13 protein-coding genes are annotated in these 12,183 nt (G+C 65.3%); 7 read left to right on the top strand and 6 right to left on the bottom strand.

Annotation, left to right across the window (positions count from 1 at the left end; genetic code table 11):
- Positions 1–4: 4 nt before the first annotated feature.
- The 4 genes from sseA (at position 5) to ACZ48C_RS06580 (ending at position 2,713) form a co-directional block, all read left to right on the top strand.
- A complete protein-coding gene (gene sseA, locus ACZ48C_RS06595; RefSeq protein ID WP_464782530.1) occupies positions 5–874 on the top strand; it encodes a 3-mercaptopyruvate sulfurtransferase in 870 nt (289 codons plus the stop codon).
- A 2-nt stretch (positions 875–876) separates the two neighbouring features.
- A complete protein-coding gene (locus ACZ48C_RS06590) occupies positions 877–1,467 on the top strand; it encodes a GNAT family N-acetyltransferase (RefSeq protein WP_464782529.1) in 591 nt (196 codons plus the stop codon).
- A 96-nt stretch (positions 1,468–1,563) separates the two neighbouring features.
- Positions 1,564–2,124 (top strand): OmpA family protein, encoded by a 561-nt coding sequence (locus ACZ48C_RS06585; protein ID WP_119258390.1) that lies wholly within the window; start codon positions 1,564–1,566, stop codon positions 2,122–2,124.
- A 121-nt stretch (positions 2,125–2,245) separates the two neighbouring features.
- Positions 2,246–2,713 carry a DUF1203 domain-containing protein gene (locus tag ACZ48C_RS06580; protein WP_464782528.1) on the top strand — a complete coding sequence of 156 codons (468 nt, stop codon included), beginning with the start codon at positions 2,246–2,248 and terminating at the stop codon, positions 2,711–2,713.
- Between the two features lie 200 nt (positions 2,714–2,913).
- Here ACZ48C_RS06580 and ald read toward each other — a convergent pair whose 3' ends face one another.
- Positions 2,914–4,032, bottom strand: a complete 1,119-nt coding sequence (gene ald, locus ACZ48C_RS06575; protein ID WP_424547494.1) for an alanine dehydrogenase — start codon at positions 4,030–4,032, stop codon at positions 2,914–2,916.
- 161 nt (positions 4,033–4,193) lie between these two features.
- Here ald and ACZ48C_RS06570 point away from each other — a divergent pair, with 161 nt between their 5' ends.
- Entirely contained in the window at positions 4,194–4,655 is a 462-nt protein-coding gene (locus ACZ48C_RS06570) for an Lrp/AsnC family transcriptional regulator (RefSeq protein ID WP_415214628.1), read from the top strand.
- Between the two features lie 48 nt (positions 4,656–4,703).
- Here ACZ48C_RS06570 and ACZ48C_RS06565 read toward each other — a convergent pair whose 3' ends face one another.
- The 5 genes from ACZ48C_RS06565 to ilvA all read right to left on the bottom strand — a co-directional run bounded on the left by ACZ48C_RS06565 (position 4,704) and on the right by ilvA (position 9,819).
- Positions 4,704–5,711, bottom strand: a complete 1,008-nt coding sequence (locus ACZ48C_RS06565) for a CorA family divalent cation transporter (RefSeq protein ID WP_464782527.1) — start codon at positions 5,709–5,711, stop codon at positions 4,704–4,706.
- Positions 5,712–5,725: 14 nt separating this feature from the next.
- Positions 5,726–6,634: a polyphosphate kinase 2 gene (ppk2, locus tag ACZ48C_RS06560; protein WP_318911444.1), complete on the bottom strand. Its 909-nt coding sequence runs from the start codon at positions 6,632–6,634 to the stop codon at positions 5,726–5,728.
- A gap of 134 nt (positions 6,635–6,768) precedes the next feature.
- Positions 6,769–8,049, bottom strand: a complete 1,281-nt coding sequence (locus ACZ48C_RS06555) for a GGDEF domain-containing protein (RefSeq protein ID WP_464782526.1) — start codon at positions 8,047–8,049, stop codon at positions 6,769–6,771.
- A gap of 144 nt (positions 8,050–8,193) precedes the next feature.
- On the bottom strand, positions 8,194–8,508 hold the full coding sequence (locus tag ACZ48C_RS06550; protein ID WP_454632460.1) for an HlyU family transcriptional regulator: 315 nt from the start codon (positions 8,506–8,508) through the stop codon (positions 8,194–8,196).
- Between the two features lie 63 nt (positions 8,509–8,571).
- On the bottom strand, positions 8,572–9,819 hold the full coding sequence (gene ilvA, locus ACZ48C_RS06545) for a threonine ammonia-lyase (protein WP_464782525.1): 1,248 nt from the start codon (positions 9,817–9,819) through the stop codon (positions 8,572–8,574).
- Between the two features lie 196 nt (positions 9,820–10,015).
- On the opposite strand from ilvA, the gene ACZ48C_RS06540 reads away from it, so the two are divergent.
- Both ACZ48C_RS06540 and ACZ48C_RS06535 read left to right on the top strand, forming a co-directional pair.
- Entirely contained in the window at positions 10,016–11,470 is a 1,455-nt protein-coding gene (locus tag ACZ48C_RS06540) for a TrkH family potassium uptake protein (RefSeq protein WP_119258399.1), read from the top strand.
- Between the two features lie 107 nt (positions 11,471–11,577).
- On the top strand, positions 11,578–12,135 hold the full coding sequence (locus ACZ48C_RS06535; protein ID WP_424547498.1) for a hypothetical protein: 558 nt from the start codon (positions 11,578–11,580) through the stop codon (positions 12,133–12,135).
- Positions 12,136–12,183 lie beyond the last annotated feature (48 nt).

The raw sequence follows: 12,183 nt of genomic DNA, 5'->3' as shown, positions 1-12,183 counted from the left end.
AAACATGTCCAACGAAAAGAGCAGGTTCGTCGTTTCGGCGGATTGGGTGGAAAAGCAGCTCGGCGCGCCGGAATTCCGTATCGTCGACGCCTCCTGGTATCTTCCCGCGCAGAACCGCAACGGCGCGGCCGAATATGCTGGCGGGCACATTCCCGGCGCGGTCTTCTTCGACCAGGACGTCATCGCCGTTCATTCCAGCAGCCTGCCGCATATGGTTCCCGCGCCGGACGTCTTCGCGGCCGAAGTCGGCAAGCTCGGCATTTCCGATACGGACACGATCGTCGTCTACGACGGCCCCGGCATCTTCACCGCGCCGCGCGTCTGGTGGCTGTTCCGCACGATGGGCGCGAAGAACGTCTTCGTCATGGACGGCGGCATCGACGGCTGGAAGAAGGAAGGACGGCCGCTGGAGACCGACCTGCCGGAGCCCGCACCCGCCACCTTCCATACCAATTTCAATCCCTATGCCGTGACCTCCTTCGAGGAAATGCGCGGCATCGTCTCGACCGGCTCGAAGCAGATCGCCGATGCGCGCGGCGCCGGCCGCTTCACCGGCGAGGAAGCGGAGCCCCGCGCCGGCATGCGCTCCGGCCATATGCCGGGTGCAAGGAGCATGCCCTCCGGCACCTTCTCCGAGGGCGGGAAATTCAAGGATCTCGCCAGCCTCCGCCGGCATTTCGAGGCGTCGGGCATCGATCTCTCCAGGCCGGTCGTCACGAGCTGCGGCTCCGGCATCACCGCGGCGATCATCACGCTGGCGCTGCATTCGCTCGGTCACGAGGAAAACACGCTCTATGACGGCTCGTGGACGGAATGGGGCGGGCGAGAGGATACGCCCGTCGTCACCGGGCCCGCTGTCACCGGCAAGGACTGACCATGGCGAAGAAGGCCCAGTCCGCGCCGATATCCGTCACCATCACCGCGCTCGAAATGACCGCGCCGCCGAAGCAGAGCCTGCCGGTGCCGGTCAACGTGCAGACGGCCATCCTCGGCGCGCCGGACATTCCGCTCGCCTTCTACCGCTTCCTCTACCGGCAGGTGGGTAGCCGCTGGCACTGGGTCGACCGGCTGCGCATGGACGACGGGACGCTGGCCGCCACGCTGCACGACAAGCGCAACAGCGTGAGCGTGCTCTATGTCGACGGCGCGCCGGCCGGCTTCTTCGAGCTGCTGCGGATCGACGACGACACGGTCGAGCTCTCCCATTTCGGCCTCTTCGAGCGGGCGCTGGGGCACGGCATCGGCAAATGGTTCCTGCTCCAGACGCTGTACGCCGCCTGGGCGCTCGGGCCGAAGCGGGTCGTCGTCACCACCAACAGCCTCGACCATCCGCGCGCCCTGCAGCTCTACCAGATGTTCGGCTTCTCGCCGGTCGGCACGATGGAGGCGGAGGTCACGCCGCTTTCCGATGCCGAGCTTCTGGCACTCGCCAAGCGCGACTGTCTGATGCCGGCCGAGCGGCGTTAATCACCCTGAACGGTGCCTAACCGGCCGGTTCATCTTTCCTTCAGGTCATCCGTGGCACTTTCCGCCCGAAAGACGAAACCGAAGGAGACACCGTCCATGCAACGCCGCGCCTTTCTGACCGCGTTTGCCGCAACCCTCGCCGCGCCGGCCTTCTCGGGCCTTGCCCTGGCACAGGAAACGCCGTCCGAGGACATGATCCTGCGCCGCCTCGACGCCGCGCCCGCCCGCCGCATGCGCGAGGACGAACGCGTGACCGTGCGCGAGTTCAAGCGCCGCGCGGACCTGCGCCGCGCCGCGCCGTCCATCGATATCCAGTCGATCAATTTCGAGTTCGCCTCGGCCGAAATCCCGCGCTCGGAATATCGCAAGGTGCGCCAGATCGCCCGCGCCATGGAGCAGATCCTGCGTCGCCGCCGCCGCGCCGTCTTCCTCATCGAGGGCCACACGGATGCCGTCGGCTCGGCCTCGTCCAACCAGATCCTCTCCGAGCGCCGCGCAGATTCGCTGAAATGGGTGCTGGTGCGCGAATTCGGCCTGCCCTCCCGCGCGCTGGAAACCGTCGGCTATGGCGAGGAATACCTGCTGGTGCCGACCGAGCGCGAGGAATGGCGCAACCGCCGCGTCACGCTCCGCCGCATCGACGAATTCGTGCGCTGATCGCCCGACCGCCCATTCTCACCGCCGGCCTCGCGCCGGCGGTTTCGATTCCGGGCAGGAAACGGGTGTCGGGCCGGCGGGATTGTATGGATGCTCTCCGCATCAAACGGAGAGCACCACCATGACCATTCGCTTCCTGCCCATGCCCACCGAAACTGCGAACATCTACTGGAGCGGCGGCCCTGATGCCTATAGCATGACGCCCGAGCGCCATGTGTCCGACGGCGACGGCGTGCCCTGCCGGCATTGCCTGCGGCTCGTCGGCGCCGGAGTGCCCTATCTCACCCTCGCCCACCGCCCCTTCCCGGCTCTCCAGCCCTATGCCGAAACCGGGCCGGTCTTCATCCACGCCGGACCGTGCAAGGCCCATGAACCGTCGGAAGCGATGCCGCCGATGCTGACGAGCCGCGATTATATCGTGCGGGGCTATTCGGCGGAAAACCGCATCCTCTACGGCACCGGCGCCGTGGTGCCGAATGCCGATATTCCGGCCTACGCGGAAACTTTGCTTGCGCGCGAGGATGTCGCCTACCTGCACATCCGCTCGGCCCGCAACAATTGCTACCAGTGCCGCGTGGAGCGCGTATGAGAAAGGCCCGGATCGCTCCGGGCCTCGCAGGCGATTGACAAAGCCTCTCACCCCTCCTTCGTCATGGCCGGGCTCGACCCGACCATCCCTGCTCCGGTTGACGCGTGGACCCTCGGGTCTAGCCCGAGGATGACGCGGCGTGTGGGGCGGATGTTCCGGCAGGTCGGGCCCGGACCTTCCGGGCCCTTCCGCCGATACCCTCAAGCCACGTTCAACACCGCCTCCGGCGCGAAGGACTCGTAGCCGAGCGCTTCCGCGACAGCGCGATTCGTCACGCGGCCCTTGTGCACGTTGAGGCCGGCGCGCAGGTGCCGGTCCTCGGCAATGGCCTTCAGGCCCTTGTCGGCGAGCTGGAGGCCGTAGTGGAGGGTCGCGTTGTTGAGGGCGTGGGCCGACGTGACCGGCACGGCGCCCGGCATGTTGGCGACGCAATAGTGCACCACGCCGTCGACCTCGAAGGTCGGGTCGGAATGGGTCGTCGCGTGGGACGTCTCGAAGCAGCCGCCCTGGTCGATGGCAACGTCGACGATGACCGCGCCCTTCTTCATGCCCGAGAGCATTTCGCGGGTGACGAGCTTCGGCGCGGCGGCACCGGGGATGAGCACGGCGCCGATGACGAGATCGGCGGAGAAGACCTCCTCCTCCAGCGCGTCGATGGTCGAGTAGCGCGTATGGACGCGGCCGCCGAAGAGATCGTCGAGCTGGCGAAGGCGCGGGATCGAGCGGTCGAGGATCGCGACATCCGCGCCGAGGCCGGCCGCCATCTTCGCCGCATGCAGTCCGACGACGCCGCCGCCGACGATGGCGACCTTGGCCGGAGGCACGCCCGGCACGCCGCCGAGCAGGATGCCGCGCCCGCCATTGGCCTTCTGCAGCGCCGTGGCGCCGGCCTGGATGGAGAGGCGCCCGGCGACTTCCGACATCGGCGCGAGCAGCGGCAGGCCGCCGCGGTCGTCCGTCACCGTCTCATAGGCGATGGCGGTGACGCCCGAGCCGAGGAGGCCCTTGGTCTGTTCCGGGTCGGGAGCGAGGTGGAGGTAGGTGTAGAGAATTTGTCCGTCGCGGAGCTGCGCCCATTCGGCGGGCTGCGGTTCCTTGACCTTCACCACCATGTCGGACTTCTGGAAAATGTCCGCGGCAGTGGGCACGATCTTCGCGCCGGCGGCGCGATAGGCGTCATCGTCTGCGCCGATGCCGGCGCCGGCCCTGGTCTCGACGATCACCTCGTGACCGTGGGCGACGTATTCCCGCACGGCACCGGGCGTCAGACCGACCCGATATTCATGATTCTTGATTTCCTTCGGACAACCGACACGCATGCGCGTTCCTTTCCCAGTGATGTTCCCGTTGTTGCCGCCGCGTTCGGCGGGGACATCATGGAAGCAGAGGATGCGTGCAATGTCCTTGCAAAGCCCCTTGGCGAAACGGCCTCCTTTCGAATATTCTTCGAATATCAGCGGAATTTTCGGAGAAAATTCGAATGGCGCAACGGGATGCTATCGATGCTGCGATCCTGAAGGCAGTTCAGCAGAACGGGCGAATCTCCAATGCCGAGCTTGCCGAGCGCGTCGGGCTCTCGCCATCGGCCTGTTCGCGTCGTCTGGATATCCTGGAAAAGTCCGGCATCATCAACGGATACCATGCCCGCGTCTCGCCCAAGGCGCTCGACTACAAGATGATCGCCATCGTGCATATCTCGCTCTCCGGCCAGTTCGCCAAGACGCTGGCGGAATTCGAGGCGGCGGTGAAACTCTGTCCGAACGTGCTGGTCTGCTACCTGATGTCGGGCGAATACGACTACATACTGCGCGTCGCCGCCAAGGACCTCGAGGACTACGAGCGCATCCACCGCGACTGGCTCTCCGCCCTGCCCCATGTGGTGAAGATCAATTCCAGCTTCGCGCTGCGCGAGATCATCGACCGGCCGAATGTCGGGGTTTGAGCAATCCCGGCAAAAGTGTGAAGCGGTTTTGCGTCCGGGATTGCGCAGTCAAAACCGCAGGCTGATGCCCGCGCGGCGCAAGAGCCAGTAGAACAGTGCGGTCGCGGCGATGCCGAGCATCATCGCCCAGAAGAAGCCGGAGCTGCCTTCGCTGAGCGGAAGGCCGCCGGTATTCATGCCGAAGACGCCGACGACCAGCGTGCCGGGCAGAAGCAGCGCGCTCATGATGGCCATGGCCCTCAGGCTCCGGTTGGATTCGTCCGCGAGCTCCGCCGCCATTTCCTCCTGAAGCAGCCTTGCCCGGTCGTTGACCATCACGATTTCGCGGTCGAGCCGTTCCAGCCGCATGGAGAGGCGCCCGAGCACCGCATGGGCATGCTCGGAAAGCGTCCAATCCTCCCGGTCCTCCTCCTCGAACAGCGCCACCATGCCGGCGACGGGCCGGTGCAGCGACACCGCGAGGCGGCGCACTTCCTTGAGGCTGCGGCGTTCGTCGCTGAGGCGTTCCGTCACCAGCCGGTCTTCCACGGCGTCGAGAAGCGCCGCCGCCTCCTTAAGGCGGATGGCCGTGTTCTTGCAGAAGGCGGTGACGATGGCCTCGAAGACCTCATAGGCGGTCGCCGGGCAGAACCCGTCGGCGAAAGCGCGGCGCACGCGGTTCACCGCTTCGACGGGATGGCGGCGGCCGGTGACGAGCAGGCGCTCGGTCAGGGCGAAGTGCAGCCGGCCGATGGTGGTGGAGGTGCGTTCCATGTCCTGCTGGAGATCGGCGACGACGCCGTGGGTCGTTCCCGCCTCGCAGCCGAGGACGAGGCTTTCGTCATTGCCCTCGAGGATGGCGCGCGCCGCGGCGGGCAGCCGGCACCTCGCCGCCAGCCAGCCCTGCATGCGCTGGTCGACGAGATCGACATGCAGCCACACCCAACCGTCCTCGGCGGCAAGCGCCGCATCGAGCTCCGACGGCGCGACCGGCACGACCGGGCCGCCGGGACCGGCCCGGTAGGCGCCGACGAGCCCCGGCGTCAGTCCTCTTTCCCTCTGGTCCAGCAGGTTCAAGGGAAGATCCGGCGTCAGTAGACGTCCGGCACGTACATTTCGTCCGGCGGCTCATGCCGGATATAGTCGTCGTGGCGCACGCGCTCCGGCAGTTCGATGGCCGCCTTCGGCACGTCCTCGTAGGGGATCTGCGTCAGGAGATGGGCGATGCAGTTGAGGCGCGCCTTCTTCTTGTCAACGGCCTCGACGATCCACCAGGGCGCTTCAGGAATATGGGTGCGTTCCAGCATCTCTTCCTTCGCCTTGGTATAGTCCTCCCAGTGGACGCGGCTTTCGAGGTCCATCGGGGAGAGTTTCCACTGCTTCAGCGGATCGTGGATGCGCATGCGGAAGCGGAATTCCTGCTCCTCGTCGGTGATCGAGAACCAGTATTTGACGAGCACGATGCCGGAGCGCACGAGCATGCGCTCGAATTCCGGCACCGAGCGGAAGAATTCCTCCAGCTCGTCCGGCGTGCAGAAGCCCATGACGCGCTCGACACCGGCGCGGTTGTACCAGGAGCGGTCGAAGAGCACCATTTCACCGGCCGACGGCAGGTGCGGCACGTAGCGCTGGAAATACCATTGATGGCGCTCGCGCTCGGTCGGCGCCGGCAGGGCGACGACGCGGCAGACGCGCGGATTGAGGCGCTGGGTGACGCGCTTGATGGCGCCGCCCTTGCCGGCCGAATCGCGGCCCTCGAACAGGACCACGACCTTCAGCTTCTTGTGGTGCACCCAGTCCTGCAGTTTCACCAGCTCGTGCTGGAGGCGGAACAGCTCGCGGAAATAGATGCGGCGCTCCAGCGTCTGGACGGGCGCCTCGGACATGCCCTCGGCGATGAGGTCGTCCAGCCGCTCCTCCTCGATCTGCATTTCCAGCTCCTCGTCGAAGCTGTCGGCGATCTCCGCCTTGATGCGGTTCAGATGATGGTCGTCGAACATGAGCAATATCCGTCGATGAGGGAGGTGAAAGGCCGTTGCCGTCGGGAGGCGCCATGCGCAATCAAGCCATGGCGCCGCCTGCTCCTATAGGAAGCCTTCATGAACCTTTTGTGACGGAAAGCGGGTCGGAAACCTCAGGCTTCGAGGCCGGACGAGGCTGCGAGCGCGGCGGTGGAGATCACCCGGTTCCGGCCGGCATTCTTGGCGGCATAGAGCCGCGCATCGGCCGCCGAGAGAAGAGCGTTCAGCGTGGTGCCGTCGCTGTAGCTGTTGGCGACGCCGATGCTGACCGTCACGGATATGCCGTCCGGCCGGCGGACCTCGTCCTCCACCATGCGGCGCAGGGCCTCGGCACGGTCCGTCCCGACATCCGGCGTGATGTCCTCCGACAGGATGACGAATTCCTCGCCGCCGAAGCGGAAGACCTTGTCATTGCCGCGCATCGCCCGCTGCAGGCAGGTTGCGACGGTCTTCAGCACCTCGTCGCCGGCAAGATGGCCGAACCGGTCGTTGACGTCCTTGAAGTGATCGGCATCGATGATCATCAGCGCCATCGGCTTGCCGGCCGCCAGCATGGCGGAAAGCAGGCGCGGCGCCTCGAATTCCAGCCGGCTGCGGTCGTAGACGCCGGTCAGCGCATCGCGGCCCGAGCGATCGAGCAGGTCCTCGTAGCGCTCGCGGAAGGTCAGGTCGGCAAAGATGTCGGAAATCGGCCGCGGCGAGACCGGAATGGCCGAGATGCGCGAATAATGCAGATAGACCGTCATCATGACCGCATAGGCGCAGGCCGCCATCATCTTGGCGATCCAGCCGCCCCAGAACACCTCGATCGGCGCGTTATTGAGAAAATGCAGCGCCGCGTAGAAGCCCACCTGGTCGAATGTCAGCACGATGACGCCTGACACGAAGAAGCGCGTGGCCGTGCTCTTCTTGAACACTCGCCCCAGCCGCTCGTAGAGCAGGATGATGCCGAGCGAATCGAGATAGAGCAGCGTCGTGCCAAGCAGCATCAGCCAGCCCATCTCGTCGATGAAGGCAAGGTCGGCGACGCGGCCGGGCACCGCCCCCACCGTCTGGTGATGGCGCAGGAAGAAGCCGAGACCGACCGTCAGGAAGTTGCCGGCGAGCAGGCCGTAGATCGGCGCGCGCACGACCGCGGCGTCCTCCTTCACGTAAAGAAGGAGAATCATCATCAGCTTGCCGGAGAAAAGAACCGAGGATCCGGGCGAGATGACGCCGAAGGGCAGTTCGATATAGAAGACCGCCGCAAGATAGGTCTCGAGAAAGTGCATCACCCCGAGTGCCGCGACGAAGACGCCGATGCCGATCTGGTGGCGCAGGTGCAGAAGGCCCACCATGAAGACGAAATAAAACCCGGCCTCGATGAGAAGCAGGATCAGGTTTTCAGTTCCCATGGGCAATCCGCAGATTTTCGACTTTCCCCGCCAGTATAGCGGGAGAGTCACAACAAGTCGTTTCCTGCGGATACAGGCAATCGCGCCGGTTCTCCAGCGCGTTCGCGTCATTTTGTATGATTTATTTGTGACTGTCCGCCCGGATCAGACCGGCCGGCTCTCCTCGCCATCGCCGAAAAGCGAGGAACCATGCTGGTCGGCGATCTGCCTTGCCTTGCGGAAGGTCGAGGCGACCGTATCGTCCCGCGAGGAAAACAGGTCGGCGCGGATGAAGGTGCGCACCAGCACGCGCTCGCCGTCCCGCTTTTCTATGCGGCCGGCAAGACGGAACTGGCCGCCCTCCGCAATGGGGGCCGCGACGAGGAGAAGGTCGTTATAGGCCTCGGTTTCCTCGGCGACCTTCGCCGGAGTAGCCGAGTCGCCGCCGCGACCGAAGAGTTTTGAAAAGAACGATGCCATGGCCGATTGCTAGCACAGGCGGAAGCGCGCTCCAAGAGGAACGCGCCGCCGGCTCCCGTTTCCTTAGATGATGAGGTTTGCGAGAATCTCGTTCTCGGTGATGTCCTGGTAGCGCATGCCCGCAGTATCGAAGGCCTTGCGCAGCGCGACGAAGTTCTCCGGCGCCTTCGTCTCGATGCCGATAAGGATCGAGCCGAAGTTGCGGGCGGACTTCTTGAGATACTCGAAGCGGGCGATGTCGTCGTCCGGGCCGAGCAGGTTGAGGAAATCGCGCAGCGCGCCCGGACGCTGGGCAAGGCGCAGGATGAAGTATTTCTTCAGTCCCGCATGGCGCATGGCGCGCTCCTTGACGTCCGGCAGGCGCTCGAAGTCGAAATTGCCGCCGGAGACGACGGCGACGACCGTCTTGCCCGCCAGCGCCTCGCGGCCGAGCGCCTCCAGCGCCGTCAGCGACAGCGCGCCGGCCGGCTCCAGCACCACGCCCTCGACATTCAGCATGTCGATCATCGTCACGCAGATCGCGTTTTCCGAAAGCAGCATGACCTGGTCGGCGGAGAAGCGGCTGAGCGCGGCGAAATTGAGCGCACCGATCTGCCCGACCGCAGCGCCGTCGACGAAATTGTCCACTTGGTCGAGCGTCACCACCGTGCCGCTTTCGAGGCTTCGCTTCAGGCTCGGCGCGCCGGCCGGCTCGCAGAAGACGAAGCTCGACGGGCCGATCGTGCCTTCGAGATAGCCGGTGACGCCCGAGGCGAGGCCGCCGCCGCCGACCGGAAGGGCGACGATATCCGGCAGCTTGCCCTCGCCGAGCTGGGCGAGGATTTCCGCCGCAACGGTCGCCTGCCCCTCGATGATGTCCGCATGGTCGAAGGGCGGCACCATCTGCGCGCCGGTCGCTTCCGCATGGTCACGGGCGGCCTTGTAGCACTGGTCGAAGAAGTCGCCGACCAGCCTGATCGTCACGAACTCGCCGCCGAAGATGCGCGTCTTGTCGATCTTCTGCTGCGGCGTCGTCACCGGCATGAAGACCACGCCCGGCACGCCGAAATGCTTGCAGACGAAAGCGAAGCCCTGCGCATGATTGCCGGCCGAGGCGCAGACGAAGCTGCGCGCGCCGTCCGGCTTCGCCAGGACCTTGCGGAAGAAGTTGAAGGCGCCCCGAATCTTGTAGGAGCGCACCGGCGAGAGGTCCTCGCGCTTCAGGTAGATTTCCGCGCCGTAGCGGGCGGAAAGATGTTCGTTGAGCTGGAGCGGTGTTTCGGGAAAGAGCCCGCGCAAAGCTTCGCAGGCTGCGTCGACGTCCGGTTTCATGCCGTTCGATGCCATCCTTGAGTTTGGACAATGCAAAGGCTATAGCATCGTGCAGAAGAGTGGACAGCGGTTTTCGGCAAAAAAACGACGCGGAAAACAAAAAGTTGCCTATCGCAGCGACGGGCACGGCCCGCCCCGGCCGCGCGGCCTTTCGAGACCAGACCTTGAGCCCAGCCGGCATGCAGGACGACCACCGTTGAACGCCACGATTTTCCGGTCCGCCATCCATATCGCAGCCATCAGCGGCATCTACCTTTCCGTGGCGATGCTGATTCCGGCCTTCATCGACATCTATTACGGCCATCGGGACTGGGAGATATTCCTGCTTTCGGCCTTCATGACCGGCGGCCTGTCGCTGGCGACGGCGGCGGCGACCCGCGCCGGCCCGCCGCCCTTCAACAAGCGCATGGGCTTCCTCGTCGTCAACATGCTGTGGATCTCGGGCTGCTTCATCGGCGCGATCCCGCTGTGGCTTTCCTCGATGAAGCTGACCTTCGCGCAGGCCCTCTTCGAATCGGTCTCGGCGATCAGCACGACCGGCTCGACCGTCATCGTCGGCCTCGACAACGCCCCGCCCGGCATCCTGATGTGGCGCTCGCTGCTGCACTGGCTCGGCGGCGTCGGGATCCTGGCGCTCGGCCTCTTCATCATGCCGTATCTGCGCGTCGGCGGCATGTCGTTCTTCAAGCTCGAATCGTCCGACACCGCCGACAAGCCCTTCGCCCGCATCGCCAGCTACACCCGCGCCTTCCTCGCCATCTATGTCGCGATCACCATCATCTGCGCCGTCACCTATGCGGCGCTCGGCATGAGCCGCTTCGACGCGGTGAACCACGCCATGTCGACGGTCGCGACAGGCGGGCTTTCGACTCACGACGCCTCCTTCGGCTACTACAAGAGCCTGCCGCTGCTGTGGGCCGGCACTTTCTTCATGACGCTGAGCAGCCTGCCCTTCTCGGTGCTGATCCTCTTCGTCGTGCGCCAGCGGCTCGATGCCTGGCGTGACCCGCAGATCCGCGTCTTCCTCGGCTATCTCGTGCTCTTCTCCGTCGCGGCCAGCATCTATCTGCGCCTGCAGAACGGGGTCAATTTCCACGAGGCGCTGGCCCATTCCTTCTTCACCGTCTCCTCGATCATCTCGACGACGGGCTTTGCCAGCGACGACTATACGAGATGGGGCCACTTCATCGTGGCGCTCGCCTTCGTCGCCACCTTCCTCGGCGGCTGTTCGGGCTCGACGGCGGGCGGCCTCAAGGCCTACCGCCTCATCATCCTCTTCAACTCCATCCGCACCGGCCTCTACCGCCTCATCTATCCCGACGGCATCCATGCCGTGCGCTACGGCTCGATGACGGTCGATGCCGACCTGCAGCGCAACGTCTTCCTGTTCTTCATCACCTATGTCGCGATCTCCGCCATCGGAGCGATCCTGCTCGGCCTGATGGGCTACGACGTGCTGACCGCCGTCTCGGCGGCGGCGACCTCGCTTTCCAACGTGGGACCGGGCGTCACGCCGGAGATCGGCCCCGCCGGCTCCTTCACGGTGTTCCACGACGCGGCGCTCTACGTGCTCTCCTTCCTCATGCTGCTCGGGCGTCTCGAAATCCTCACCGTGCTGGTCATCCTGACACCGCTCTTCTGGAAGAGCTGACGAGAGCCCCGGACAAAGCGCCGGCATCCTTGACTGTTGCCGCGCTTCTTCGCATCCTGCCCGCAATCCGGCTGGAGGAAGACTGAATGTCCGTGTGGAAGTCCCTGATGCGTTTGACCTTTGTCGCCGCGCTCGCGCCGACGCTCGCGCTTGCCGGCCCCCTCGCGGACGCCGCGAAGAAGGCGGAGGAGCAGGCCGCCGCCGGCGATACGGTCGGCGCGCACAACACGATCCGCGACGCCTATGGCGCGTTTGCCGCGACGCTCCCCTTCTCCATCGGCAAGGCGATCTTCGTCGCCGCGCCGCCGCAGGGCTATGGCATGTATGCCACCCGGCCCGATTCCAGCTTCAAGGCGGGCGAGGCGCTGATCTCCTATGTCGAGCCGGTCGGCCTCACCTGGCGCGCCGCCGATGGTGGCCTCCTGGAATCGCATTTCACCGTCGACCTCGAACTGCTCGATCCCAAAGGGACGAAACTTGCCGAGCAGAAGGCCTTCGGCTCCTTCGACTTCAAGGGCAGCGTGCGCAACCAGGAAGTCTTCGCCAAGCTGACGCTCAATCTCACGAGCCCGCCGGCCGGCGATTACGTGCTGCGCTACCGCTTCCGCGACAGCGCCAGCGGCGCGGTCGCCATCAGCGAGCAACCCTTCAAGATCGTGCCCTGAGCGGGTGCGCGTCCCGTTTACCGCAGTGCAAGAGAAATTGTGACAAGG

Source organism: Shinella sp. 1A1 (assembly GCF_055379515.1).
The sequence above is the reverse complement of the archived record's forward strand: the minus strand, read 5'-3'. Positions and strand labels throughout refer to the sequence as shown.